Source organism: Cryobacterium sp. MP_M3 (assembly GCF_015752155.1).
Lineage (GTDB): Bacteria > Actinomycetota > Actinomycetes > Actinomycetales > Microbacteriaceae > Cryobacterium.
In genome coordinates this window covers 99,623-124,681 of the sequence record NZ_JADOVI010000002.1, presented here as the reverse complement: position 1 = coordinate 124,681, position 25,059 = coordinate 99,623, and the positions used below count along the sequence as shown (strand labels likewise).

Annotated in this window: 22 protein-coding genes; 9 read left to right on the top strand and 13 right to left on the bottom strand. The window is 69.9% G+C overall.

From position 1 onward, the window contains the following. Positions 1 to 30 precede the first annotated feature (30 nt). The 3 genes from IWX89_RS03740 to IWX89_RS03730 are packed head-to-tail and all read left to right on the top strand — an operon-like array spanning position 31 to position 2,326. Positions 31 to 1,044: a thiamine pyrophosphate-dependent dehydrogenase E1 component subunit alpha gene (locus tag IWX89_RS03740; protein ID WP_196902244.1), complete on the top strand. Its 1,014-nt coding sequence runs from the start codon at positions 31 to 33 to the stop codon at positions 1,042 to 1,044. After that, on the top strand, positions 1,041 to 2,099 hold the full coding sequence (locus IWX89_RS03735) for an alpha-ketoacid dehydrogenase subunit beta (RefSeq protein ID WP_196902243.1): 1,059 nt from the start codon (positions 1,041 to 1,043) through the stop codon (positions 2,097 to 2,099). Before IWX89_RS03740 ends, IWX89_RS03735 begins: the two co-directional genes overlap by 4 nt. Further along, on the top strand, positions 2,096 to 2,326 hold the full coding sequence (locus IWX89_RS03730) for a biotin/lipoyl-containing protein (protein ID WP_196902242.1): 231 nt from the start codon (positions 2,096 to 2,098) through the stop codon (positions 2,324 to 2,326). Before IWX89_RS03735 ends, IWX89_RS03730 begins: the two co-directional genes overlap by 4 nt. A gap of 21 nt (positions 2,327 to 2,347) precedes the next feature. On the opposite strand, the gene IWX89_RS03725 is transcribed toward IWX89_RS03730, so the two are convergent. Further along, the gene (locus IWX89_RS03725; protein WP_196902241.1) at positions 2,348 to 2,740 is read right to left on the bottom strand and encodes a Sec-independent protein translocase TatB; all 393 of its coding nucleotides are present in this window, start codon (positions 2,738 to 2,740) and stop codon (positions 2,348 to 2,350) included. 86 nt (positions 2,741 to 2,826) lie between these two features. Between IWX89_RS03725 and IWX89_RS03720 the strand changes: the two genes are divergently transcribed. Continuing rightward, positions 2,827 to 3,459: an O-methyltransferase gene (locus IWX89_RS03720; RefSeq protein WP_134510621.1), complete on the top strand. Its 633-nt coding sequence runs from the start codon at positions 2,827 to 2,829 to the stop codon at positions 3,457 to 3,459. Positions 3,460 to 3,563: 104 nt separating this feature from the next. Here IWX89_RS03720 and IWX89_RS03715 read toward each other — a convergent pair whose 3' ends face one another. The 3 genes from IWX89_RS03715 to dapE all read right to left on the bottom strand — a co-directional run bounded on the left by IWX89_RS03715 (position 3,564) and on the right by dapE (position 6,103). Then, the gene (locus tag IWX89_RS03715; RefSeq protein ID WP_134365588.1) at positions 3,564 to 3,740 is read right to left on the bottom strand and encodes a DUF3117 domain-containing protein; all 177 of its coding nucleotides are present in this window, start codon (positions 3,738 to 3,740) and stop codon (positions 3,564 to 3,566) included. 63 nt (positions 3,741 to 3,803) lie between these two features. Next, positions 3,804 to 5,033, bottom strand: coding sequence for a hypothetical protein (locus IWX89_RS03710; RefSeq protein ID WP_307836402.1), 1,230 nt, complete (start codon positions 5,031 to 5,033; stop codon positions 3,804 to 3,806). Next, positions 5,009 to 6,103, bottom strand: coding sequence for a succinyl-diaminopimelate desuccinylase (dapE, locus tag IWX89_RS03705; RefSeq protein WP_196902240.1), 1,095 nt, complete (start codon positions 6,101 to 6,103; stop codon positions 5,009 to 5,011). The genes IWX89_RS03710 and dapE overlap by 25 nt, the downstream gene beginning before the upstream one ends. A gap of 17 nt (positions 6,104 to 6,120) precedes the next feature. On the opposite strand from dapE, the gene dapD reads away from it, so the two are divergent. Continuing rightward, positions 6,121 to 7,101 carry a 2,3,4,5-tetrahydropyridine-2,6-dicarboxylate N-succinyltransferase gene (gene dapD / locus IWX89_RS03700; RefSeq protein ID WP_196902239.1) on the top strand — a complete coding sequence of 327 codons (981 nt, stop codon included), beginning with the start codon at positions 6,121 to 6,123 and terminating at the stop codon, positions 7,099 to 7,101. 44 nt (positions 7,102 to 7,145) lie between these two features. After that, positions 7,146 to 9,758 carry a penicillin acylase family protein gene (locus tag IWX89_RS03695; RefSeq protein WP_196902238.1) on the top strand — a complete coding sequence of 871 codons (2,613 nt, stop codon included), beginning with the start codon at positions 7,146 to 7,148 and terminating at the stop codon, positions 9,756 to 9,758. A 65-nt stretch (positions 9,759 to 9,823) separates the two neighbouring features. Here the strand turns inward: IWX89_RS03695 and IWX89_RS03690 are convergent, their stop codons facing one another. From IWX89_RS03690 to IWX89_RS18380, 4 genes are all read right to left on the bottom strand, one after another. After that, on the bottom strand, positions 9,824 to 11,134 hold the full coding sequence (locus IWX89_RS03690; RefSeq protein ID WP_196902237.1) for a citrate synthase: 1,311 nt from the start codon (positions 11,132 to 11,134) through the stop codon (positions 9,824 to 9,826). 247 nt (positions 11,135 to 11,381) lie between these two features. Continuing rightward, on the bottom strand, positions 11,382 to 12,485 hold the full coding sequence (gene dapC / locus IWX89_RS03685; RefSeq protein ID WP_307836400.1) for a succinyldiaminopimelate transaminase: 1,104 nt from the start codon (positions 12,483 to 12,485) through the stop codon (positions 11,382 to 11,384). Between the two features lie 7 nt (positions 12,486 to 12,492). Next, a complete protein-coding gene (gene fdxA, locus IWX89_RS03680) occupies positions 12,493 to 12,810 on the bottom strand; it encodes a ferredoxin (RefSeq protein WP_134510615.1) in 318 nt (105 codons plus the stop codon). 36 nt (positions 12,811 to 12,846) lie between these two features. After that, the gene (locus IWX89_RS18380) at positions 12,847 to 13,869 is read right to left on the bottom strand and encodes a hypothetical protein (protein ID WP_231382863.1); all 1,023 of its coding nucleotides are present in this window, start codon (positions 13,867 to 13,869) and stop codon (positions 12,847 to 12,849) included. A gap of 143 nt (positions 13,870 to 14,012) precedes the next feature. Between IWX89_RS18380 and efeU the strand changes: the two genes are divergently transcribed. The 3 genes from efeU (at position 14,013) to efeB (ending at position 17,432) form a co-directional block, all read left to right on the top strand. Then, positions 14,013 to 14,870: an iron uptake transporter permease EfeU gene (gene efeU / locus IWX89_RS03670; protein WP_196902236.1), complete on the top strand. Its 858-nt coding sequence runs from the start codon at positions 14,013 to 14,015 to the stop codon at positions 14,868 to 14,870. Positions 14,871 to 14,934: 64 nt separating this feature from the next. Then, entirely contained in the window at positions 14,935 to 16,104 is a 1,170-nt protein-coding gene (gene efeO / locus IWX89_RS03665; RefSeq protein ID WP_196902235.1) for an iron uptake system protein EfeO, read from the top strand. Then, positions 16,104 to 17,432 (top strand): iron uptake transporter deferrochelatase/peroxidase subunit, encoded by a 1,329-nt coding sequence (gene efeB / locus IWX89_RS03660; protein ID WP_196902387.1) that lies wholly within the window; start codon positions 16,104 to 16,106, stop codon positions 17,430 to 17,432. The genes efeO and efeB overlap by 1 nt, the downstream gene beginning before the upstream one ends. Before the next feature lie 26 nt (positions 17,433 to 17,458). Here the strand turns inward: efeB and IWX89_RS03655 are convergent, their stop codons facing one another. From IWX89_RS03655 to IWX89_RS03635, 5 genes are all read right to left on the bottom strand, one after another. Continuing rightward, positions 17,459 to 17,929 (bottom strand): hypothetical protein, encoded by a 471-nt coding sequence (locus IWX89_RS03655; protein WP_196902234.1) that lies wholly within the window; start codon positions 17,927 to 17,929, stop codon positions 17,459 to 17,461. A 115-nt stretch (positions 17,930 to 18,044) separates the two neighbouring features. Next, a complete protein-coding gene (gene typA, locus IWX89_RS03650; RefSeq protein ID WP_196902233.1) occupies positions 18,045 to 19,955 on the bottom strand; it encodes a translational GTPase TypA in 1,911 nt (636 codons plus the stop codon). Between the two features lie 202 nt (positions 19,956 to 20,157). Further along, positions 20,158 to 21,852 carry an ABC transporter family substrate-binding protein gene (locus IWX89_RS03645; RefSeq protein WP_196902232.1) on the bottom strand — a complete coding sequence of 565 codons (1,695 nt, stop codon included), beginning with the start codon at positions 21,850 to 21,852 and terminating at the stop codon, positions 20,158 to 20,160. A 67-nt stretch (positions 21,853 to 21,919) separates the two neighbouring features. Beyond that, positions 21,920 to 24,115 (bottom strand): ABC transporter ATP-binding protein, encoded by a 2,196-nt coding sequence (locus tag IWX89_RS03640; protein WP_196902231.1) that lies wholly within the window; start codon positions 24,113 to 24,115, stop codon positions 21,920 to 21,922. After that, positions 24,108 to 25,058, bottom strand: a complete 951-nt coding sequence (locus IWX89_RS03635) for an ABC transporter permease (RefSeq protein WP_196902230.1) — start codon at positions 25,056 to 25,058, stop codon at positions 24,108 to 24,110. Before IWX89_RS03635 ends, IWX89_RS03640 begins: the two co-directional genes overlap by 8 nt. Position 25,059: the final 1 nt, after the last annotated feature.

Below are 25,059 nucleotides of genomic sequence, written 5' to 3'. Positions count from 1 at the left end.
GAATTGCCGCACGACCCTGGAGGAGGAGCAATGACGCCCACCCATTCGCAGGCACTGACCGACGACATCCGGCGGGGGCTCCTCGACACGATGGTGCTGATCAGGACGTACGAGGAGGCGATCCGCCGGGAGTACTACGCCGACAAGCAGCCCGCCTTCGACATCGGGGCGGGCCTGGTCCCCGGCGAGATGCACCTGTCGGCCGGGCAGGAACCGGTCGCGGCCGGCGTGTGCGCCCATCTGACCGGCGACGACGCCCTCACCGCGACCCACCGTCCCCACCACGTCGCGATCGCGCATGGCGTGGCCTTGCGGCCGATGACGGCGGAGATCTTCGGCCGGGAGACCGGGCTCGGCCATGGCCGGGGCGGGCATATGCACCTCTTCGACCCGGCCACGCACTTCTCCTGCTCCGGAATCATCGCCGAAGGCCTTCCCCCGGCTCTCGGCCAGGCCTTCGCCTTCTCACGTCGCGGCAGCGACCGGGTGGCGGTCGCGGTGACCGGGGAGGGCGCCGCCAACCAGGGCGCGTTCCATGAGTCGCTCAACCTGGCCGCGCTCTGGAAACTGCCCGTGGTCTTCGTCGTCGAGGACAACGACTGGGGCATTTCCGTGCCCCGGAGCGGTTCCACCTCGGTCGCCTCGAACGCCCTCCGCGCCGCGGGCTACGGGATGCCGGGAGTGCGGGTTGAGGACAACTCGGTCGAGGCCGTGTACGCGGCGGCCGGTGAGGCCGTCGCCCGCGCCCGGGCCGGCGAGGGACCATCCCTGATCGAGGTGCACACGCTCCGGCTCTGGGGCCATTTCGAGGGCGACGCGGAAGGGTACCGGCCGGAACTGGCAACCGTCGCCGAGCACGACCCGATCCCCCGCTACCGGGACACCCTGCTGGCCGCCGGCATCCTCACGACCGAATCGTATGAGGCGATGCAGGCGTCCGCCGTCACGAAGGTCGAGGACGCCATCGACTTCGCCCGTAACTCAGCCACCCCTGACCCACTCGGCCATCTCGGCTACGTCTTCTCCGAAGGAGCACACACATGACCGACGCCTCCTCCCCCCGCCGGCTCGCGCTTCCCACCGAGCCTGCCGCCGGATCCCGCAGGCTGTCCACTGCCAAGGCCATGCAGGAGGCGATCGCCCAGCGGATGGACCGGGACGACTCGGTGTTCGTCATGGGCGAGGATGTCGGCCCGTACGGCGGGATCTTCTCCTCGACGAGCGGCCTGATCGAGCGGTTCGGCCCCGACCGGATCCTCGACACCCCGATCTCCGAGACCGCGTTCATCGGGCTGGGCATCGGCGCGGCGGTGGAGGGGATGCGCCCGATCGTCGAGCTCATGTTCGCCGATTTCTTCGGCGTCTGCATGGACCAGATCTACAATCACATGGCCAAGATCCACTACGAGTCCGGCGGCAATGTGCGGGTGCCGATGGTGCTCATGACGGCTACCGGCGGCGGGTATTCCGACGGGGCCCAGCATTCCCAGTGCCTCTGGGGCACGTTCGCGCATCTGCCGGGGATGAAGGTTGTTGTGCCCTCGAATCCGTATGACGCGAAGGGACTGATGACCTCGGCGATCGAGACCGACGATCCGGTCATCTTCATGTTCCACAAGGGCATCATGGGGCTGGGCTGGATGAAGAAGAACCGGCGCTCGGTGGCGGCCGTCCCGGAGGAGGAGTACCTCGTCCCCATCGGGAAGGCGAGGATCGCCCGGGCCGGCACCGACGTCACCATCGTGACCCTTGCGCTGTCGGTGCACCACAGCCTGGATGTGGCGGAGAAGCTCGAGGCGGAGGGAATCAGCGTCGAGGTGCTCGACCTGCGCAGCCTCGTCCCGCTCGACCGGGAGGCGATCGTGCGCTCGGTCGCGAAGACCGGGCGGCTGATCGTCGTCGACGAGGACTACCAGTCGTTCGGGCTCTCCGGAGAGGTCATCGCCGCGGTCGCCGAACACGACCCGACCCTGCTTCGGTCGGTGACCCGGGTCGCCGTCCCCGACGTGCCCATCCCGTACGCCCACCAGCTGGAGTACGCGGTGCTGCCCACGCCCGCCCGGATCGAAGCGGCCGTGCGCGACGCGATGGCGACATGAGCGACATCCTGTTCCCCCGGATGTCCGACGATGACGACGCGACCGGCGTGCTGGTGACCTGGTTCGTCGAGTCGGGAGAGCAGGTGAAGCCGACCACCCTGGTCGCCGAGGTCGCCATGGACAAGGTCGACGCCGAGGTCTACCCCGAGACGGGCGGGGTGATCACCCTGCTCGTCGACGAGGGCGCCCAGGTGGCGCAGGGGTCGCCGATCGCGAGAATCGGCTGACCAGGGCCGGCCGGGGCGAGGTCAGGTGGCTTCGGAGTCGAACGGGGCGGGCTGCGCGGCGGCGAGGTCCGCCTCGCGGGCGCGCTTGCGCTGCAGGTACGCGCCGTCGGGGTTCGGGCCGGCCCGGGTCACCGTCGCCGACTGGTCCTTGACCGCGCCGTCGTCGTCGATCAGGGCCTCACGGATGATGCGGCGCGGGTCGTACTGTCGCGGGTCGAGTTTCTTCCAGTCGACATCGTCGAACTCGGGGCCCATCTCGTCGCGCATGCGCTCCTTGGCCCCGTTCGCCATGTCGCGGAGTTGCTTCACCAGGCGTGCCAGCTGGGCCGCATAGTGCGGGAGTTTCTCCGGTCCGAGCAGGAAGACGGCGACGATCCCGATCAGGAGGATCTTCTCGAACGTCAGACCAAACATTCCCTCAGAATAACCCCCGGCGAGGCCTCCCCCGACCAGAGCGGCGCCGGCCCTAGGCTGGACCCAATCATCAACTGGAGTTGCGCTTGTCTGACAAAGATCTGAACTGGAAGTTCTCCGACGATTCCGTCGTCGAGTCCGACGCTGTGGCCAGGGCCAGGCAGCAGTCCCTCGAGCTGGGAATCGACGCGATCTCGCCCGCCGTCGGCGCGCAGTCGGCCGTGATCGCGGCAGCGACGGGCGCCCGCAGCATCCTCGAGGTCGGCACGGGAGCCGGCGTCTCCGGGATCTGGCTGCTCACGGGCGCGCCCGGCGCCACCCTCACCTCGATCGACACCGAGGTCGACCACCAGCAGCACGCGCGGGCCAGCTTCGCCGAGGCCGGCATCCGCTCGAACCGGGTGCGCCTGATCACCGGCAAGGCCGCCGAGGTGCTGCCGCGGATGAACGAGAACTCCTACGACATCGTCTTCGTCGACGCCGACCCGCAATCGGTGATCGAGTACGTCGAGCACGGCCTGCGCCTGGCCCGCCCCGGAGGAACGGTGCTCGTCGCCCACGCCCTCTGGCGCGGACGCGTCGCCAACCCGGCGCAGCGCGACGATGTCGCCACCGGCTTCCGCACGCTCCTCGCCGAGATCGCCGGTTCCACCGCGGTGATCAGCGCCCTCTCACCCGTGGGCGACGGGCTGCTCCAGATCACCAAGATCCGGGCCTGACCTGCCGCGTCCGGTCCAACGCAAACGCGCACCCTCGTCCGGGCCAACGCATCCGGGCAAAAAAAATCGGCCGCGCAGCAAGGCTGCACGGCCGATCGGTAAGGCTATACGGTCGACTGGACAACGCCGGCAAGGGCGTCGTGGAGCTCTTTGGCCTCGGCGTCGTTCACAGAGACGACAAGTCGGCCTCCACCCTCGAGCGGAACACGCACGATGATGAGGCGCCCCTCCTTTACAGCCTCCATTGGCCCGTCTCCGGTCCGTGGCTTCATGGCCGCCATGAACTCCCCTTCCATTCATTCGTCTGAACTTCCATTATCGACCATTACCGCCCCAGACAGTAATTAGGGGGGCGTCCAGTCCGCTCCGTCGACCCCCCAGCAGAGCAGGAGCCAGCCCCACTGGCCTGCGATGGCGAGCAGCACGAGCGCCACCCGGTAGACCGGGTTCTTCGGCACGGCGGCGGCGCCGAGCAGCGGGAACAGCGGCATCAGCAACCGGAACGTGCTCGACTGCGGAAAGAACACCGCGAGCAGGTACAGCCCGTAGGCCGCCAGCCAGAACCGCAGGTCGACGCCCAGCCGGCGCACCGGCGGCGAGAACAACAGCGCCGCGAAGCCGACGATCAGGACGACGACGACGACGATGCCCAGCGGCATCCCCAGCCACCACACGCCGCTCTGGAACCACGCGGTGAAGGGCACCAGCTCCTGGTAGCCGATGTACGCCGACCGCCAGGCCAGCTCGGTGTCGGTGTACGCCGAGACCGACCCGGTCGCCGCCCAGGCGATGAGCGGCCAGGCCAGCCCGCAGGCCGCGCTGAACCCGGCGACGGATGCCGCGACCACCCGCTCCCGGACCGGGAACGGGTCACGCCGCCGGCCCAGCCAGCGCTGCACGAGGTGCAGCCCCATCGCCAGGGCGAAGGCGAGCCCGCTCGGCCGGGTGAACGCCATCACGAGGATCACCGGGAACAAAAGCACATACCGCCGCTCGAGCAGCAGGAGCAGGGCGAGGGTGAGGAAGAACAGGTACATCGACTCGGCGTAGCCGAACTGCAGGATCGGCGACAGCGGCGCGACGCAGAACAGCACGGCCGCGAACAGCGCCGCCGGCTCGTCCAGCACCCGCAGCATCAGCCGGTAGAACAGCAGGGCGCTGCCGAGGCTGAAGGCCAGCGAGACGAGCACGGCCATCGGCGCCCACGGCTGGTCGAGCACGATCATCAGCAGGCGCACCACGGCCGGGTAGCCCGGTATGAACGCCCAGGCGTTCTCCGCGACGTGCCCGTCGATCGTGACCGGGAGCACGGACGGGTAGCCGGCCACGGCGACGATGTTGTACCAGCGTCCGTCCCAGATGTTCGCGAAGTCGGCGTACCCCGGGCTCGCGGCCGTCCACGGGTTCGCCCCCTGCACCCGGGCGAGCAGCAGCACCAGCGTCGTCGTCACGACCCGGGAGGCCGCCCAGATCATCGCGACCCTGGCCCACCACGGGACAGGGCGCAACCGGGCCGTCAGCCCGGCCGGCCGGGCCGGTGCGCCGGGGTTCAGCCGGCGGATGCGGTCAGCCACGAACGCAGGCCGTCCTCGCACTCCGTGATCTGGTGCAGGGCGACGCGTTCGTCGTCCGCGTGGGCCTTGAGCGGGTCGCCGGGGCCGTAGTTGACCGCGGGGATTCCGAGCGCGGAGAACCTCGCGACATCCGTCCAGCCGTACTTGGGGCGCGCCGTGCCGCCGACGGCGACGAGGAATTCCTGGGCCAGGACCGCGTCGAGGCCGGGCCGGGCGCCCTCGGCCAGGTCGACGACCGTGACCTCGTAGTCGCCGAACAGCTCGGTGAGGTGCGCGACGGCTTCGGCGCCCGACCGGCTGGGCGCGAACCGGTAGTTGACATGCACCATGCACTCGTCGGGGATGATGTTGCCGGCGATGCCGCCGCTGATGCCGACGGCGTTCAGGCCCTCGCGGTAGACCAGTCCCTCGACCTCGACCTCGCGGGCCTGGTAGCCGGCCAGCACGTCGAGGATCGGCGCGACCTTGTGGATGGCGTTGTCGCCGACCCAGCTGCGAGCCGAGTGCGAGCGCAGCCCGAAGGTGCGGATCTCGATCCGCACGTTGCCGTTGCAGCCGCCCTCGACCTGGCTGTTGGTCGGTTCGCCGAGGATGGCGAAGTCGCCGACGAACAGGTCGGGCCGGTTCCGGGCGAGCCGGCCGAGGCCGTTGAGGTCGTCCGAGACCTCCTCGTGGTCGTACCACATCCAGGTCACGTCGACGGCCGGGTCGGTGAGCTCGGCGGCCAGCTTGAGCTGCACGGCGACGCCGGCCTTCATGTCGACCGTGCCACGGCCCCAGAGGTAGTCCACCCCGTCCAGGGTTTCGAACCGGGTCGGCACGTTCCCGTTCAGCGGGACGGTGTCGATGTGGCCGGCGATGACCACCCGCTGCGCCCGGCCGAGGTTCGTGCGGGCCACGACGGTGTCGCCGTCCCGGATGACCTCGAGGTGGCCGAGCCCGGCGAGGGCATGTTCGATGGCGTCGGCCAGCACCGTTTCATTGCCGGACACCGACTCGATATCGCAGATCGCCCGGGTGAGGTCGATCGAGGAGGCGGACAGGTCCAGAGTCACGAGGTTGAGAGGCACCCTACTAATCTAGAGCCATGATCACCGCAGTGTCCCCGCAGTCCACCGTCCCCGCCAACGCCTGGGGGTACGGCCTGGCCACCGTCGCCGGTGACGGCACGGTGCTGGACACCTGGTTCCCGGCCCCCAGCCTCGGCACCCTGCCGCCGGGGCGCGACCGCTGGATCGTGCCGTCCGAGCTGGAGGAGTTCGCCGGGGACGACCCCCGCCGGGCCGTGCGGATCGAGGCCGTCACCGTCGAGATCGACCTGGCCGCGGCCCCGGCCGGCACCTCGGATGCCTACCTGCGCCTGCACCTGCTCTCCCACCTCCTCGTGCGCCCCAACAGCATCAACCTCGACGGCATCTTCGGGCACCTCCCCACCGTGGCCTGGACCACTGCCGGCCCGATGCTGCCCGCCGACTTCGCCCGGCTCCGCCCCGCGCTGCAGCGCGCCGGCATCCAGGCCACCGGGATCGACAAGTTCCCGCCGTTGCTGAACTACGTCACGCCCGACCGGGTGCGGATCGCCGACGCGTCCCGGGTGCGCCTGGGTGCCTACCTCTCCCCCGGCACCACGGTCATGCATGAGGGCTTCGTCAACTTCAACGCCGGCACGCTCGGCACGTCGATGGTCGAGGGCCGGATCTCCCAGGGTGTCGTCGTCGGCGACGGCGCCGATATCGGCGGTGGGGCGTCGATCATGGGCACGCTGTCCGGCGGCGGCACCGAGCGGGTGTCGATCGGAGAGCGTGCGCTGCTCGGCGCCAACTCCGGCGTCGGCATCTCGATCGGCGACGACACCGTGGTCGAGGCGGGGCTGTACGTGACCGCGGGCACCAAGGTCACGCTGCCCGACCAGCCGCGCACCGCCGACGGCAAGGCCCGCACGATGAAGGCCGTCGAACTCTCCGGGGTGCCGAACCTGCTCTTCCGCCGCAACTCGGTCTCCGGGGCGGTCGAGGTGCTCCAGCGCAGCGGAACCGGCATCTTGCTGAACGAGCAACTGCACGCCTAGCGGACCCCTGCGCGGGAGTACGCTGCCAGTCACAAAGGAGTGATGTGGGAACCGACGCACCGCGCAGCAGGCGCCACCGCAGGATCAGGTCCGCCCTCGCCGTGCTCGCGGTCGTGCTCAGCCTCGCCCTGGTCGGCACCGGCCTGGGCGTGTGGACGGTCGTCCGTTCCTTCCCCGCCCTGTCCGGGCAGGTGACGCTGCCGGGGCAGGGCGCCGACGTGACCGTGTACCGCGACCAGGCCGGTATCCCGCAGATCCTGGCCCGCAACGCCGGCGACCTGTTCAGGGCGGAGGGCTACGTGCACGCCCAGGACCGGTTCTGGGAGATGGACTTCCGCCGGCACGTGACGAGCGGGCGGCTTTCCGAGCTGTTCGGTGCGAGCCAGGTCGGCACCGACACCTTCATCCGCACCCTCGGCTGGCGTGCCGTGGCCGAGCAGGAAGTGGCGCTGCTCGACCCGGTCACCCTCGGCTATTACCAGTCCTACGCCGACGGGGTGAACGCCTACCTGGCCGGGCACAGCGGCGCCGACCTCTCCCTCGAATACGCGGTGCTCGCCGTGCAGAACCCGGGCTACACCCCGGAGCCGTGGACGCCGGCCGACTCCGTTGCCTGGCTCAAGGCGATGGCCTGGGACCTGCGCTCCAACCTCGACGACGAGATCGACCGGGCCATGCTGGCCGGCAGCCTGAATCCCGCGGAGGTCGCCCGGTTGCATCCGGACTACCCCTACACCGCGCACCCGACCATCGTCGGCGGGATGCCGGCCGGCGCCGCGGCCGTTGCGGCATCCGTCACCCCATCGCCCGTGGCGGCGGATCCCGTGGCGGCGGCTCCCGGGGCGGCCGGCGCGGAGGCCGCACTGGCGTCGACGCTCGGCGGCCTGCACGACACACTCTCGGCCGTGCCCGAGCTGCTCGGGCCGGCCGGCGGGGAGATCGGCTCCAACTCCTGGGTCGTGTCGGGGGCTCACACCGCGACCGGCAAGCCGATCCTCGCCAACGACCCGCACCTGGGCGCCGTGATGCCGTCGGTCTGGTACCAGGTGGGGCTGCGCTGTACGTCCGTCACCGCGGACTGCCCGTTCGACCTGGCCGGCTACGGCTTCTCCGGGCTGCCCGGCATCATCATCGGCCACAACGCGAGGATCGCCTGGGGCTTCACCAACCTGGGCCCGGATGTCGCCGACCTCTACCTCGAGAAGGTCACCGGGGACAGCTACGAGTACGACGGGGCCGCCAAACCGATCCAGGTGCGCACCGAGAAGATCCGGGTCGCCGGCGGCCCCGCGGTGACGATCCGGATCCGGTCGACCGAACACGGCCCGATCGTCAGCGACCTGCAGGGCAGCGCCTTCCCGGCCATCGCCGCCGACTACCCGGAAGCGGCCGACCTGCCGCCTGCCACCACGGAGACGGGCTACCAGCTGTCGCTGCAGTGGACGGCCCTGACCCCCGGGCACACCGCCGCCGCCATCTTCGCGCTCGGCGCCGCCACCGATTGGGCGAGCTTCCGGCGGGCGGCCTCGCTCTTCGACGTGCCGTCGCAGAACCTGGTCTACGCCGACGTCGACGGCAACATCGGCTACCAGGCGCCCGGCCTCATCCCGATCCGCCGGGCCGGCGACGGCACCGTCCCGGTGCCCGGCTGGACCAGCCAGTACGGCTGGGACGGGTACATCCCGTTCGACGCGCTGCCCCAGACGCTGAACCCGGCCAGCGGATTCATCGTGACGGCCAACAACGCCCCGGTCGGAGCCGACTACCCCTACCTGATCACCAGGGACTGGGACCTCGGCTATCGGGCGACCGAGATCACCGCCCGGCTGCAGGCGCTGATCGACAACGGCACGCCGATGACCCCGGCCATGATGAGCGAGATCCAGGCCGACACGTTCAGCCCGCTCGCCGCCCGGCTGGTGCCGGTGCTGCAGGCGGTCAAGTCGACCGGGCAGACCGAGCAGACCCGCGCTGCCCTGGCCCTGTTCGACGGCTGGGACTACCGGCTGGAGAGCGACAGTGCCGCCGCCGCCTACTTCAACATCGTCTGGCGGAACCTGCTGGCCGACCTGTTCGACACGAAACTGCCCGAGTCCACCTGGCTCACCGGCGGCGACCGGGCCTACGCGGTCGTGATCGCCCTGCTCGACGAGCCCGACTCGCCGTGGTGGAAGAACGCCAGGGTCGGCTCGGCCGGGCGGGACAGCATGCTCCAGCGGGCGCTCAAGCAGGCCGCCGCCGAGGGCGAGCGGCTGATGGGGCCGGATGCCTCCGCCTGGCGGTGGGGTAGCATCCACACCCTCGAGGTCACCAACGCCAGCTTCGGCAAGTCGGGCGTGGCCCCGCTGGAGTGGCTGTTCAACCGGGGCCCGTATGAACTGGCCGGCGGGTCATCCGTCGTCGACGCAGTCGGCTGGGATGCCACGGCCGGCTACACGGTCGACTGGGTGCCCTCGATGCGCGAGGTGGTCAGCCTGGCCGACTGGGACGACTCGACCTGGCTGAACCTGACCGGCAGTTCAGGTCACGCATTCCACCCGAACTACGCCGACCAGACGGCGCTGTGGCAGCACCAGGAGACCAGGCCCTGGCTGTTCTCCCTCGCCGCCGTGCGCGCGGCGGCGACGGACACCCTGGAACTCCGCGCGGGCCGGTAGCCCGCCCGGAGCCCAGCGCTGCCGAACGACCCAGCGCTGCCGAACGACCCAGCGCTGCCGAACGATCAGCGCTTCGGGAAGTCGCGCTCCGGCGAGCCGATGTACAGCTGCTGGGGACGGCCGATCTTGGTCGTCGGGTCCTCGTTCATCTCACGCCAGTGCGCGACCCAGCCGGGCAGGCGGCCGATGGCGAAGAGCACGGTGAACATGCTCGTCGGGAATCCCATCGCCTTGTAGATGACGCCGGTGTAGAAGTCCACGTTCGGGTACAGCTTGCGTTCCCGGAAGTAATCGTCGTTCAGGGCGATGTGCTCGAGCTCCTTGGCGATGTCGAGCAGGTCGTCCTTGACGCCGAGCGCGGCGAGGACCTCGTCGGCGCTCTCCTTGACCAGGGTGGCCCGCGGGTCGTAGTTCTTGTAGACCCGGTGGCCGAAGCCCATCAGGCGCACGCCCTGTTCCTTGTTCTTGACCCGTTCGACGAACTTCTCCACACCCTCGCCCGAGGCCTTGATCTCGCCGAGCATCTTGAGCACGGCCTCGTTCGCGCCGCCGTGCAGGGGCCCGGAGAGGGCGTTGATGCCGGCCGACACCGACGCGAACAGGTTCGCCTCGGTCGATCCGACCAGGCGCACGGTCGACGTCGACGCGTTCTGCTCGTGGTCCTCGTGCAGCATCAGGAGGCGCTCGAGCGCCTTGCTCACGACGGGGTTCACCTCGTACGGCTCGGCCAGCGTGCCGAAGATCAGCCGGAGAAAGTTGTCGACGTAGCCGAGCGAGTTGTCGGGGTAGAGGAAGGCCTGGCCGATGCTCTTCTTGTAGGCGTAGGCCGCCATCACCGGAAGCTTGGCCAGCAGGTGCACCGTGGCCAGTTCGACCTGGATCGGGTCGTTCGGGTCGAGGGCGTCCTGGTAGTACGCCGCGAGGGCGGAGGTGCCGGAGGACAGCACCGACATCGGGTGCGCGTTGTACGGCAGCACGTCGAAGAGGCGTCGCAGGTCTTCGTGCAGAAGGGTGTGCCGGCGGATCCGCTGGTCGAAGGCGGCGAGTTCGCTCGCGCTGGGCAGCGCCCCGTAGATCAGCAGCCAGGCCGTCTCGAGGAAGTTGGAGTTCTGGGCGATCTGCTCGATCGGGTAGCCGCGATAGCGCAGGATGCCCTTCTCGCCGTCGATGAACGTGATCGCCGACCTCGTGGCCGCGGTGTTCACGAACCCGGAGTCGAGGGTGATCAGGCCGGTCTGGCGGGTGAGGCTCGAGATGTCCAGGCCGGACGCGCCGGCCGTGCCGCGCACGATCGGGAATTCCGCCGACCCTCCGGGGAAGGTCAGGCTGGCCTTTTGCGGATCGATGGACGGTGTTCGCTGTGCGTTCTCGCTCACGGCGGCTCCCTGGGTATCACTGAGTGTCACTGAGTATCACTGCCTCTCGGCGCGCGGTCTTCTACACAGCACACCGGTGTGGCTGGAGACGTCAACGCTGATACAGCCTAATCGGCCCGACCGCCTACTGTTGCATCCGATAAGAATGCCCGGGTTTCGTTGGTGATTGTCCACAAGCCTCGATCGAGCCCGGGCGGGGCGCCGCGACCGGCACCACCGGTGGTCGAGCCGGTCGCGACCGGTGTCATCAGGTGCCGCTGAGCCGCTCGGCGGCGGCGGATACCCGCTCGTCGGTGGCGGTGAGGCTGAAGCGCACGTACTCCGCGGCCCCGGCGCCGTAGAACGGGCCTGGACCGGCCAGGATCCCGAGGTCGGCAAGCCGCCCGATCGAGTCCCAGGCGCCGCGCCCCTCGGTGGCCCAGAGGTAGAGCCCGGCCTCGCTGCGGCTGATCCGGAAGCCGGCCGCCTCGAGCGCCGGCAGCAGCAGCATCCTCCGGGCCCGGTACAGTTCCTTCTGCTCGGCCACGTGGCTGTCGTCGCCGAGGGCGGTGACCATGGCGGCCTGGAGCGGGGCCGGGAGCATCAGGCCCGCGTGCTTGCGCACCGTGAGCAGCCGGCCGAGAACGGTGGCGCAGCCGGCGGCGAACGCACCGCGGTAGCCGGCCATGTTCGACTGCTTGCTGAGGGAGTAGATGGCGAGGACGTCGCGGCGGTCGGTGCCGATCACGCGGGGGTCGAGGATGCTGGGGATCGGCTCGCTCGCCCACTGTCCGGCCCAGCCCAGTTCCGCGTAGCACTCGTCGGAGACGGTCACCGCGCCGAGCTCCCGCGCCCGTTCGACCGCCCGGCGCAGTTCGGCGACCGTGAGCACGCGCCCGTCGGGGTTTCCCGGGCTGTTCAGCCAGACCAGTTTCGTCGTGGCCGGCCAGTCGGCCGGGTCGTCGGAGGCCACGGCATCCGCCCCGGCCATGGCCGCGCCGATCGCGTAGGTGGGGTAGGCGGCGACCGGGTGCACGACGGTGTCGCCCTCGCCGAGGCCGAGCATGAACGGCAGCAGGGCCACCAGTTCCTTCGACCCGATGGTGGGCAGCACATTGGCCTCGGTGAGGCCGGCCACGCCGCGGCGGCGGGCGTACCAGTCGATGATCGCCCGCTGCAGCTGCGGGGTGCCCGCGGTCTGCGGGTAGGCGTGCGCGTCGGTGGCGTCGGCCAGGGACTGCCGGATGAGCATGGGCGTCGGGTCGACCGGCGAACCGATCGACAGGTCCACGATGCCGCCGGGGTGCGCGCGGGCACGCTCGGCGAAGGGGACCATCTGGTCCCACGGGTAGTCGGGCAGCGGCCTGAGCACGGGCCGTCTAGACCTGCGGGGGAAGGACGGCGATGATCGGGTGGTCCTTGTGGATGACGCCGACCTTGGCCGCTCCGCCGGGAGACCCGACGTCGTCGAAGAACTCGACGTTCGCCTTGTAGTACTCGGCCCACTGTTCGGGCACGTCGTCTTCGTAGTAGATCGCCTCGACCGGGCAGACCGGTTCGCAGGCACCGCAGTCGACGCATTCATCGGGGTGGATGTAGAGCGAACGGTCGCCCTCGTAGATGCAGTCGACAGGGCATTCGTCCACGCAGGCGCGATCCTTCACGTCCACGCACGGCAGGGCAATGACGTAGGTCACGGGTGACGAGCTCCCTTCACGAGCGGAACTGCAATTCTATGCCGTACCGCGGCGGCCCGGAATCCGCGGCCAGGCGAGCACGATGGTGGCGACCAGGGTCGGACCCACCGTCCAGAGGGTGCCGGGCAGCCCCTGCGGCACGAGGACGGAGCCGCCCTCGCTGCGCAGCGACAGCAGGAAGATCGTGCCGAGCAGGCCGATCGCGGCGAGCAGCACGACCAGCCGGTCGCCCACGACCAGGCGCAGGCCGGCCAGCAGGGCGGTCACTCCGGCGAGCGCGAGGACCAGGCCGATCGGGATGGTGACGGGGCCGAGCACGATCGTCGCCTGGTGCGCGATCGTGCCGAGGACGCCGAAGGCCACCCCCACCACGAAGGCGAGCAGGCCGGCCAGCGCCCGGGTGCCCGGGCCGGGAGGGACCTCCGCGGGATGCCGCGCCGGGGGCGGGGGAAGGCGCACGTAGGTCTCGGTCCCGCCGACGACCGTGCCTGCGCCGGTGGCGACGGCGGCGCCGGCGGCGCCGGCGTCCGGCGGTGTCACGGGGGCGACGGAGTGGCCGGTCACGCTCCAGCGCCCCGCATAGGCGGCTATGGCGGCGAGCTTGCGCTCCACCTGATCGCTCACGTCGATCGCGATCAGGCGCAGGCCGATCGCGCCGGAGACGCGTTTGCTCTGGAAGACGGGAATGCCCGCCGCGTGGGCGGCCTCGGTCGCCGCGGCCTGCAGCCGGGCGTCGTCGGTGCCGAGCACGAGCGCGGTGGCCTCCACCTCGAGCAGCACGTCGGCCACCTGGGCGGTCAGGACGTGCGGGTCCTGGTCTGCGCCCGGGCCCGGCAGCATCCGCCAGTCGCTCACGCCGAGCCCGCCCAAGGCGGCTCGCACGTCGGCGCTGCCGCCGGTGTCGTCGCCGGTGTCTCCGTGGGTCCTGGCCCCGAACAGCACCACGACCTCGGCACCGTCGGAGCGGAGGCGGGCGATCGTGCCGCCGGTGAGCAGCGCCTCGTCACCGGGGCGGTCGTGCACGAAGACGACGCTCTCTCCGCTGCCGGACATGACCATGCTGGGCTCCACTAGGTAGGCGACGGGCAGACACCCACTGAAGAACACTAGCTGGACACGGCGGCCCCGGCGAAGTTAGAGTAGCCTGAGTTAGGTAAGCCTATCCTTTGCTCGCTGCTCCCCGACCCCGACCAGGAAGTCCCGTGCTCGCAAATTATCTGATCGGACTGCGTGAAGGCCTCGAAGCCGCGCTGATCGTGACCATCCTCGTGGCCTACGTGGTCAAGATCGACCGCCGCGACGTGCTGCGCCGGATCTGGCTCGGCGTCGGCCTCGCGGTGCTCCTCGCCCTCGCGATCGGCGCCGCCCTCACCTTCGGCACCTACGGGCTCTCCTTCGCCGCCCAGGAGACGATCGGCGGCGTTCTGTCGATCGCCGCCACCGGCCTGGTCACCTGGATGGTGTTCTGGATGCTGCGCACGGCCCGTGACCTGTCCGGCCACCTCCGCGGCAGCATCGACCGTTCCCTGCTCGGCACCGGGCTCGGCCTCGTCGTGGTCGCGTTCGTCGCCGTCGGCCGGGAGGGAATCGAGACCGCCCTGTTCATCTGGGCGGCCGTGCAGGCCACCGGGGAGACGACGCTGCCCCTGATCGGTGCCGCCCTCGGCATCGTGACCGCGGTCGGCCTGGGCTGGCTGGTGTATTCGGGGATGCTGCGGATCAACCTGGCGAAGTTCTTCACCTGGACCGGCGGCATCCTGATCGTCGTCGCCGCCGGGGTGCTCTCCTACGGGGTGCACGACCTGCAGGAGGCCGGTCTGCTGCCCGGAGAGCACAGCCTGGCCTTCGACGTGAGCGCGGCGATCCCGCCCGACAGCTGGTACGGCACCCTGCTCAAGGGAACCCTCAACTTCTCCCCCGTGACGACGTGGCTCGAACTGGTCGTCTGGACCGGGTACACCGCGACCTGCCTCACCCTGTTCATCCGGGCGAGCCGGCACGGCGGCCGGGTGCGCCCGGAACCCCACCGGCCGTCGCCGACGGCCGTGCCCGCCCGCTGACCTGGGCATCCGCACCCGGTCTCTTCCCGTTCTTCTTCCTGTTCACTCCCCAGCAAGGACCCTCATGCGCGCTCGCTTCCCCCTGCTCGGATTCGCCTCGGCGGCCGGCCTCCTCGCCCTCACCGGCTGCGTCCCGAACGCCGGCGCCCCCGGCTCGTCCCACGCCGCCCTGACCGTGGACAGCAGCGCCGCCGCGTGCACCGTCTCCGCCGCCGAGGCGCCGGCCGGCAACGTGCGGTTCAGGGTCGCCAACTCCGGCGACCAGGTCACCGAGTTCTACCTGCTGGCCGACGACGGGCTGCGCATCGTGGGCGAGGCGGAGAACATCGGGCCGGGCCTCAGCCGCGACCTGGTCGTGCAGCTGCCCGCCGGCAGCTATTTCACCGCCTGCAAGCCGGGCATGGCCGGCGACGGGATCGGCAAGGCCGAGTTCACGGTGACGGAATCGGCGGGTGCGGCACCCGTGAGCGTCGACCTGGCCGCCCGGATCGAGACGGCGAACACCAACTACGCGTCCTACGTCAGGGACCAGGTCGCCCAACTGGTCACCGGCACCGCCGCGTTCGCCGCCGCGTACACGACCGGCGACCTCGACGCCGCACGCGCCCTGTACGCCCCGACCCGAGCCCACTGGGAGCGGGTCGAGACCATCGCCGAGTCGTTCGGCGACCTGGACCCGAAGCTCGACCTGCGCGAGGCCGACCTCGAGGAGGGGCAGGACTGGACCGGCTGGCATGCGATCGAGAAGGACCTCTGGCCGGCGGATGCCGAGGCCGGCTTCATCGCCTACGGCTCGGAGGAGCGCGGGCGCCTGGCCGGTCTCCTCATCGCCGACACCGCCACTCTGAACGACAAGGTGCAGGACCTCCGCTTCACCCTGGCCCAACAGACGAACGGTGCGATCGGGCTGCTCGACGAGGTCTCGACCGGGAAGGTCACCGGCGAGGAGGAGTTCTGGTCGCACACCGACCTGTCCGATTTCCAGGCCAACGTCGACGGCGCATCCGTGCTCTACGCCGGCGTGCGCGACATCCTCGTCGAGAAAGACGCGGAACTCGCTGCGCGGCTCGACCGGGAGTTCGCGGCGCTGCAGGAGTTGCTGGACGCCCAGCGCGCCGGGGACGGGTTCCGGCTCTACACCGAGCTGTCCCCCGCCGAGATCCGGGCGCTGGCCGACCAGGTCAATGCCCTCGGTGAGCCGTTGAACCAGCTCACCGCCACCCTGGTGCTGTGATGGGCCGGACCGACCGCGGGGCCGCCCCCGAACCCACCGTTCACGAGGCCGACCCCGTCTCCCGGCCGGAGCCGCGCGGCCTGTCCCGCCGCGGCCTGCTCGGCCTGGCCGGGGCGGGCGTGGCCGGGCTCGGGCTCGGCGTAGGGGGTGACCGGGTGGCGCAGGCCGCGGTCGCCGCGGCGAGTCCCTCCGCCGCCGTGTACCCGTTCTACGGGGCGCACCAGGCCGGAATCGTGACCCCGGCGCAGGATCGCCTGCACTTCGCCGCGTTCGACCTCGCGGCCGACGCGACCAGGGACGACCTCGTCGCCCTGCTCAGGGACTGGACCGCGGCGTCGGCCTCCCTGGCCGCGGGGGCGGCGATCGGCCAGTTCGGTGCCGCCTCCGGGTCGTACGACGCCCCGCCGGAGGACACCGGCGAGGCGCAGGGGCTGCCCGCCTCCGGCCTGACCCTCACGTTCGGCTTCGATCCCGCCCTGTTCGAGACGCCGGCCGGCGTCGACCGGTTCGGTCTCGCCGCCCGCCGCCCGCCGCTGCTCGTGGACCTGCCGCACTTCCCGGGGGATCTGCTCGAGGAGGGCCGCGGCGGCGGTGACCTCTGCATCCAGGCCTGCGCCGACGACCCGCAGGTGGCCGTGCACGCCATCCGCAACCTGTCCAGGATCGCCTTCGGCCGGGCCTCCCTCCGCTGGTCCCAGCTCGGGTTCGGCCGCACCTCGTCGACCAGCACCAGCCAGGCCACCCCGCGCAACCTGTTCGGGTTCAAGGACGGCACCGCGAACATCAAGGCCGAGGAGCCGGCGGTGGTCGACGAGCAGGTCTGGGTGCCGGCCGCCGACGGGCCGGCCTGGCTGGCCGGCGGCTCCTACCTGGTCGCGCGGCGCATCCGGATGACGATCGAGGCCTGGGACCGCACGATCCTGCGCGAGCAGGAGGCGGTGTTCGGCCGCACCAAGGGTGAGGGGGCGCCGCTTTCGGGCGGGACCGAGTTCACCGAGCCGGACTTCTCCCTGGCCGGACGGGGCGACACGCCCCTGATCGACGCGGCGGCCCATGTGCGGCTCGCCCACCCGGCGCAGAACGGCGGGGCACGGATGCTGCGCCGCGGCTACAACTTCGTCGACGGCAACGACGCGCTCGGCCGCCTCGACGCCGGGCTGTTCTTCATCAGCTTCCAGCGCTCACCGGAGCAGTTCAGCCGGGTGCAGCTCAGCCTGGCCCGCCACGACGCCCTGAACGAGTACACCCGTCACGTCGGCAGCGCGCTCTTCGCCGTGCCGCCGGGCGCCCGCCGCGGCAGCCACATCGGGGCCGCCCTCTTCGCCTGATCCAGTCCGTGAGAGTGCCGGGGAGGTCAGGCGATGGGGCTGACCGTGTACAGGAGGCCGTCGGTGTTGCCGACGACGACCACGGTGAAGTTCGCGTTCTTCATCGCCACGACCCCGGCGGTGCCGACGGAGGCCGACGGCGACTCATCGAGCACGAACCCCGCATCCGTCAGCGTCGTCTTCACCTCGGCCAGCGGATCGGCGGCGTCGGACTTCACGGTGACCACCCAGGTCCGCTTGCCGTCCTCGGTCTTCGTGGCGCCGAAAAGCAGCTTCCCGTCGACCACCGGCACCTCGGCCGGCCAGCCGGACGGCAGCTGCCCGGCCAGGCTCACGTCGCCGCCGGTCGCGCCCTGGACGGCGCCGTTGACGGCTCCGCCGACCGCGTCGGCCGAGCAGCCGGCCAGCAACGGGCCGGCGAGCACGGCGGCGGCCACCGCCGCGATGATGCGGAGCCGGGAGGTGGTGGAGGTGGTCGGTTTCAGTGCGCTGCTCATGAGGTGATGCTACGTCACCCGCCCGCCTCGCCTCCCACCCGGACGTGAAAACGCCGGTGGCGCCGCCCCGGACGAATCCAGGACGACGCCACCGGCGACGCGCAGCGGGCGAAGGCTAGTTCGCGTCCTGCTTCTTCAGCCGCGAGGTCTGGCGTTGGCGGGCGGATGCCGCGAGCTCGACCTTGCGGATGCGCACCATGGCCGGGGTGACCTCGACGCACTCGTCTTCACGGGCGAATTCGAGGCATTCCTCGAGCGTCATCTGCTTGGACGGGGTCATCGACTCGAAGGTGTCGGAGGTGGACTGACGCATGTTGGTCAGTTTCTTCTCCTTGGTGATGTTGACGTCCATGTCGTCGGCGCGCGAGTTCTCGCCGATGACCATGCCTTCGTAGACCTCTTCGGTCGGGTTGACGAAGAACGACATCCGTTCCTGCAGGGCGATGATGGCGAACGGGGTGACCACGCCGGCGCGGTCGGCGACGATCGAGCCGTTGTTGCGGGTGACGATGTTGCCGGCCCAGGCCTCGTAGCCGTGGAAGATCGCGTTGGCGATACCGGTGCCGCGGGTGTCGGTGAGGAACTGGGTGCGGAAGCCGATCAGGCCGCGGGACGGAACGATGAATTCCATCCGGACCCAGCCGGTGCCGTGGTTCGCCATGTTCTCCATGCGGCCCTTGCGGGCGGCCAGGAGCTGGGTGATCGCGCCGAGGTATTCCTCGGGCGAGTCGATGGTGAGGTGCTCGTACGGCTCGTGGATCTTGCCGTCGACGCGGCGCACGACGACCTGCGGCTTGCCGACGGTGAGCTCGAAGCCCTCGCGGCGCATCTGCTCGACCAGGATGGCGAGGGCGAGTTCGCCTCGGCCCTGGACCTCCCAGGCGTCGGGGCGTCCGATGTCGACGACCTTGAGCGAGACGTTACCGATCAGCTCGCGGTCGAGGCGGTCCTTGACCATGCGGGCGGTGAGCTTGTGGCCCTTGACCTTGCCCATGATGGGCGAGGTGTTGGTGCCGATCGTCATCGAGATGGCGGGCTCGTCGACCGTGATGGTCGGCAGCGCGCGGGGGTCGTCGGGGTCGGCGAGGGTCTCACCGATGGTGATGTCCTCGAAGCCGGCGACGGCGACGATGTCACCGGGGCCGGCGCTCTCGGTCGGGTAGCGGTCGAGTGCCTTGGTGATCAGCAGCTCGGTGACGCGCACGTTGTGCACGGAACCGTCGTACTTGATCCAGGCCACGGTCTGGCCCTTGCGGATGGTGCCGTGGAAGATGCGGAGCAGGGCGAGACGGCCGAGGAACGGCGAGGCGTCCAGGTTGGTCACGTGCGCCTGCAGCGGGTGCTCGTCGTCGTAGACCGGGGCCGGGATGTGCTCGAGGATCGCTTCGAAGAGCGGTTCGAGGTCGTCGTTGTCGGGCAGCTGGCCGTTCTCGGGCTGGTTGCGGCTCGCGGCGCCGTTGCGGCCGGAGGCGTAGACGACGGGGACGTCGAGGATCGCGTCGAGGTCCAGGTCGGGGTAGTCGTCCGCCATGTCGCTGGCCAGGCCGATGAGGAGGTCCTGGCTTTCCTCGACGACCTCGACGATGCGAGCGTCGGGGCGGTCGGTCTTGTTGACGAGCAGGATGACGGGCAGGTGCGCCTCGAGCGCCTTGCGCAGCACGAAGCGGGTCTGCGGCAGCGGGCCCTCACTGGCGTCGACGAGCAGCACGACACCGTCGACCATGGACAGGCCGCGCTCGACCTCGCCACCGAAGTCGGCGTGGCCGGGGGTGTCGATCACGTTGATCGTGATCGGTCCGTCGGTTGCGTGGATGCCCTTGTACGAGACCGCCGTGTTCTTGGCGAGGATCGTGATGCCCTTTTCGCGCTCGAGCTCGTTGGAGTCCATGGCGCGTTCTTCCACGTGTGAGTGGTCGGCGAACGAGTTGGTCTGCTGGAGCATCGCGTCTACCAGCGTGGTCTTGCCGTGGTCGACGTGGGCGACGATTGCGACATTTCGGAGGTTATTGCGCGTGGCAATCGCCATGAAGTAAATCCTTACGAAGAATGATGTCGCAGAGTACCGCATGCGACGAAGAATGGATGTGTGTGGGCAAAGTCCGACCCAACGGATAATCCTACCGCACTCTCCCTGCCCGGCGCCTGAGAGCGCTCGGTTCGGCCCGGAAACGGCGAAGCGGGGCGGGAACCGAAGTCCCCGCCCCGCCGTCGTGCCTGAGGGCTGGTGCCTACTTCTTCCAGCCGACGACGGTCCAGTCGACGGACTGGAACTGGGCGGCGCCGTAGTTGACGAGCCCCTTCTTCACCGCGTACACGTTCGGCAGCGGGGCGAGCGGGATGATCGGGACGTAGTCGGCGAGCACCTTGTCGATCTTGTCGGCGATCACGAGGCGCTTGTCGGCGTCCAGTTCCTTGTTCGCCTCCTTGTAGAGCGGCGCCAGCTTCTTGTCGGTGATCCCGGTGAAGTTGGACTCGCTCTTCACGGGCGAGAACAGGGCCTCGCTCGAGGAGATCGGGAACGCGGTGCCCTGCCAGGAGAAGCTGGTCATCTCGAAGTCGCCCGGGATGATGTAGTCGGAGAAGTACTTGGCCGACGGGACCTCGTTGAGCTCGACCGTGATGCCGACGTCCTTGAGGTCCGCCTGCACCTGCACGGCGCGCTGCTTGTTGGTGGGCGTCTCGGCCGGAACGGTGATCGAGAGCTTGAGCGCCTTGCCGTCCTTCTCGCGCACCCCGTTGCTGCCGGCCTTGTAGCCTGCCTCATCGAGCAGCTTCTTCGCGGTCTCCACGTTGAAGCCGATCGCGGCGCCGACGTTGTCGGCGTAGCCCTTCTGGCCCGGCATGAAGATGTAGGAGCCCTGGGTGGTCGCGTCGACGCCGACCGGGGTGTTGGCCGACTCAGAGATCAACTGGCGGTTGATCGCGTGGCCGATGGCGCGCCGCAGCTTGACGTCGGCGAGCGGGCCCTTGGCGCCGTTCATGGTGACGTGCGTCCAGGTGAGCCCTCCGGATGCCTGGATCTCGGCATCCGCCCGCTTCTTGGCGGTCTGGTAGGCGTCGGCGTTGGAGGAGATGTAGAGCACATCCGTCTCCGAGTTGCCGAATGCCGTGCCCTGCGAGGATCCGCTGACGACCTTGACGATGACGGTGTCGAGCTTGGGGGTCTCACCCCACCACTTCGGGTTGCGGACCAGGGTGACGACCTGGCCGGTGGTGTCGATGTTCGAGATCATGAAGGGGCCGGAGGAGGGCAGCGCCTTCGTCACGTAGCCCGTGTTGAAGACCTCGGGGTCGGAGGCGACCGCGGCGGGCAGCACACCCTGGCTGCCGACGAAGATCGACGCCCAGTCGGCGTTCACCGAGCTGAAGGTGACCGTGAAGTCGAAGTCGCTGCCGGCCGACTCGATCGATTCGATCTGGTCGAAGATGGCCGTCGACGCGGGAGAGTAGGCCTCGTTGGTGCCGTTCATCGCCTTCCAGGTCGCGACGTAGTCCTTGTAGGTGATCGGCGTGCCGTCTTCCCAGACGGCCTTCGGGTTGAGCTTGATCTCGACGACCTGCGGGTCGGTGCTTGTGACCTCGACGCTGGTGGCGTAGTCAGGGTCGACGCTGGTCGTGCCGTCTTCCTTGATCCGGATCGGGCCACCGGTGGTGAGGGCGACGGTGTTGACCGTGTCGACCTCGTTGCCGTCGACCTCGTAGGTGTTCCAGTTGGAGGGCAGGGCGTTGATGGCGAGGTTCAGGGTTCCGCCTTCCTGCACATCGGCGGCGGCGGCGCTCTCCCAGGCTGTGGAAGGGAGGGCTTTGCTGCTCGATTTTGCGGGGCTGTCCTGTGCTGTGTTTCCGGGAGCGCATGCCGTGAGGAACAGGGCAGACGCACTCAGAACGGCAACTGCTGCGAAAACAGTAGTTTTCCGTCTCATTGTGTTTCTCCTTCTCTTGGTGGGTACTTTTCCTGGTGCGGAAGGTAGGTCTGGTGGGGCCGGAGGCTCACGGAGCGAGCTCGTCCTCGCGGCCGGCGAGGGAGGCCGAGATGGCCAGGTCATTCCGCTCCACGTGGTGGCAGGCGGTCTCGACCTGACCGTGCGACCGGAGCGCGGGGTCCACGGTTTCGCAGAGCGCCTTGTCCGCGTCGGCGAGCAGGGTGTACAGCGGGCATCGGCTGCGGAAGTTGCAGCCGTCGATCTGCTCGGTGGGGCTGGGCAGGTCGCCCTCGAGCAGCACCCGTTTGCGGCTGCGCTCGATCACCGGGTCGGGGATCGGCGCCGCGGAGATCAGGGCCTGGGTGTACGGATGCCGCGGCCGGGCGAAGACCTCGGCCACCGGCCCGTATTCGACGATCCGGCCGAGGTACATGACGGCGACCGTGTCGGCGATCTGCCGAACGATCGCGAGGTCGTGCGCCACGAACAGGTAGGAGAGGTTGAGCTTCTCCTTGAGGTCCTCGAGCAGGTTGATCACCCCGGCCTGGATCGACACGTCCAGGGCCGACACCGGTTCGTCGAGGACGACGAGCCTCGGGTTGGTGGCCAGGGCGCGGGCGATGCCGATCCTCTGGCGCTGGCCGCCGGAGAACTCGTGCGGGTAGCGGTCGGCCATCTGCGGGTCGAGACCGACCAGGTCGAGCAGTTCGGCGACGCGGCCCTGCCGGGCGTCCGGCTTCACCCCGTGCACGGTCAGGGGTTCGCCGATGATGTCGCCGATCGGCAGCCGCGGGTCGAGGGCGGCCATCGGGTCCTGGAAGACGATCTGCACGTCCTTGCGCAGCCGGAGCAGTTCGGCCCGGCCGAGGCCGGACACGTCCTTGCCGTCGATCAGGATCCGGCCGGCCTGGGGCCTGGTCATCTCGAGGATCTCGAGGATGGTGGTGGACTTGCCGCACCCGGATTCGCCGACCAGCCCGAGGGTCTGCCCGGCCTGGATCGAGAAGGACACGCCGTCGACGGCGCGGACCGTGCCGATCTGCCGGGAGAACACCCCGCCCTTGGTGAGCGGGAAGTGGCGGACGAGACCGGTGACGCTGAGCACGGGCTCGGCCTCGGCGCGGGCCCGGCTGTGCTGCACGGCGAGCGGGGCCGGGCGGGGGAAGACGTCGGCGCGGGTGAGCAGGCCGCTGGCGATCTCGTCCGAGCGGTGGCAGGCGGAGACGTGATCGGCGACGTGTTCGGCCGCGAGGTCATCCGGGAGGTCGTCCGGCAGCGTGAGACCGTGCACGAGCAAACCCGGCTCGGTCTCCCGGCAGACGTCGATGGCGATCGGGCAGCGGGCGGCGAACGGGCAGCCGCGGGGCAGCGCGGTCAGCGACGGCGGCCGGCCCTCGAGCGGCACCAGCCGCTCCGTCCCGGCGGTCTGCATGTTCGGGACCGAACGGAGCAGGCCGATCGTGTACGGCATGTGCGGCGCCGCGAAGACCTCGGTGGTGGTGCCGTTCTCCACCAGCTTGCCCGCGTACATCACTGCGATCCGGTCGGCGTGACCGGCGACGACGCCGAGGTCGTGGGTGATCAGCACCACGGCGGCGCCGGTGAGCTCCTTGGCCTTTTCGAGCACCTCGAGGATCTGCGCCTGGATCGTCACGTCGAGGGCCGTCGTCGGCTCGTCGGCGATGATCAGCTGCGGGTCGTTGGCGATCGACATCGCGATCATGGCGCGCTGGCGCATCCCGCCGGAGAACTCATGCGGGAAGGCCTTCGCCCGGCGCTCCGGCGCGGGGATGCCGACGATCTTGAGCAGTTCGACGGCCCTGGCCTGCGCCGCCCGTTTGCCCAGCGCCGAGTCGTGCAGCAGCAGCGCCTCCGCGATCTGGTCGCCCACCGTGTAGACCGGGGTCAGGGCGGAGAGCGGGTCCTGGAAGATCATCGAGATCTCGCGGCCGCGGATGCCGGACAGCTGGCGGTCGTTGAGGTCGAGCAGCGAGCGGCCGCCGAAGCGGATGCTGCCGGTGACCCGGGCGGAGCTCGGCAGCAGGCCCATCAGCGCCAGCGACGACACCGACTTGCCGGAGCCGGACTCGCCGACGATGCCGAGGAACTCGCCCTTGTGCACCTGGTAGCTGATGCCGCGCACCGCGTTGACGTCGGGACCGCCGCGCTGCGGGAAGGTGACCGACAGGTCGGTGACCTCCAGCAGGGGCGCCCCGGTTCGGGCCGGCGTCGACGGCCCCTGGGCGCTCACAAGATCAGTCACGGTTGACTCCCGAGGTCGGGTCGACGGCGTCGCGCAGGGCGTCCCCGATGAGGCTGACGGCGAACAGGGTGAGGATGAGCACCCCGGCCGGGAACACGAACAGCCACGGCCGGGTCACGGCCGCGCTGGTGCCCTCGGCCAGCAGGGTGCCGAGGGAGACATCCGGTGCACGGATGCCGAAGCCGAAGTAGCTGAGGCCGGTTTCGGCGAGGATCGACGCCACCACCCCGAGGGTCGCGTCGATGATCAGGAGGGAGGCGATGTTGGGGATGATGTGCCGGCCGAGGATGGTGGGCATCGGCACGCCCATGTAGCGGGCGGCCTTGACGAAGTCGCGGTCGCGCAGCGACTTGGTCTGGGACCTGACCACCTGGGCCATGATCATCCAGCTGAACCCGGCGATGAAGATGGTCAGGAACACCCAGGACAACCCCTTGAACAGCGGGCTGAGGATGACGAGCAGGATGAACGAGGGCAGCACGAGCAGCAGGTTGATGCACCAGACCAGCACCCGGTCGACGACGCCGCCCATGTAGCCGGCGACCGAGCCGACGACGGCCGCGATCAGGGTGCCGAGCGGGCCGGCGATCAGGCCGATCACGATGGACTTCTGCAGCCCGACGAGGGTCTGCGCGTACAGGTCCTGGCCGATGTTGTTGGTGCCGAACCAGTGCAGCTGGGTCGGGCCGAGGCCCATATTGAGCGGGTCCCGGCCGGTCGCGTTGTAGGGATAGAGCAGCGGGCCGAGGACAGCCCAGAGCAGGATGACCGCGATGGCGATCGCGCCCACCCAGAACCGCGAGGTCTGGGTGAGCCTGCGCCAGATCAGGCGGCCTCGGGAGAGCGGTTTGGCCGAGCGGATGACGTCCGGCCCGGCCGGGCCGGGTGCCGGGGTGACGACGGGGGTGCCGCCGGCGGCGTTCGTTTCTTCCAGCAGGGACATG

Coding starts and splice junctions, on each gene's coding strand:
- IWX89_RS03715 (WP_134365588.1), bottom strand. CDS start 3,740: ATGGCGGCCATGAAGCCACGGACCGGAGACGGGCCAATGGAGGCTGTA.
- dapD (WP_196902239.1), top strand. CDS start 6,121: ATGATCACCGCAGTGTCCCCGCAGTCCACCGTCCCCGCCAACGCCTGG.
- IWX89_RS03635 (WP_196902230.1), bottom strand. CDS start 25,058: ATGTCCCTGCTGGAAGAAACGAACGCCGCCGGCGGCACCCCCGTCGTC.
- IWX89_RS03655 (WP_196902234.1), bottom strand. CDS start 17,929: ATGAGCAGCGCACTGAAACCGACCACCTCCACCACCTCCCGGCTCCGC.
- efeB (WP_196902387.1), top strand. CDS start 16,104: ATGGGCCGGACCGACCGCGGGGCCGCCCCCGAACCCACCGTTCACGAG.
- IWX89_RS03645 (WP_196902232.1), bottom strand. CDS start 21,852: ATGAGACGGAAAACTACTGTTTTCGCAGCAGTTGCCGTTCTGAGTGCG.
- efeO (WP_196902235.1), top strand. CDS start 14,935: ATGCGCGCTCGCTTCCCCCTGCTCGGATTCGCCTCGGCGGCCGGCCTC.
- IWX89_RS03725 (WP_196902241.1), bottom strand. CDS start 2,740: ATGTTTGGTCTGACGTTCGAGAAGATCCTCCTGATCGGGATCGTCGCC.
- IWX89_RS03730 (WP_196902242.1), top strand. CDS start 2,096: ATGAGCGACATCCTGTTCCCCCGGATGTCCGACGATGACGACGCGACC.
- IWX89_RS03735 (WP_196902243.1), top strand. CDS start 1,041: ATGACCGACGCCTCCTCCCCCCGCCGGCTCGCGCTTCCCACCGAGCCT.
- IWX89_RS18380 (WP_231382863.1), bottom strand. CDS start 13,869: ATGGTCATGTCCGGCAGCGGAGAGAGCGTCGTCTTCGTGCACGACCGC.
- typA (WP_196902233.1), bottom strand. CDS start 19,955: ATGGCGATTGCCACGCGCAATAACCTCCGAAATGTCGCAATCGTCGCC.
- IWX89_RS03740 (WP_196902244.1), top strand. CDS start 31: ATGACGCCCACCCATTCGCAGGCACTGACCGACGACATCCGGCGGGGG.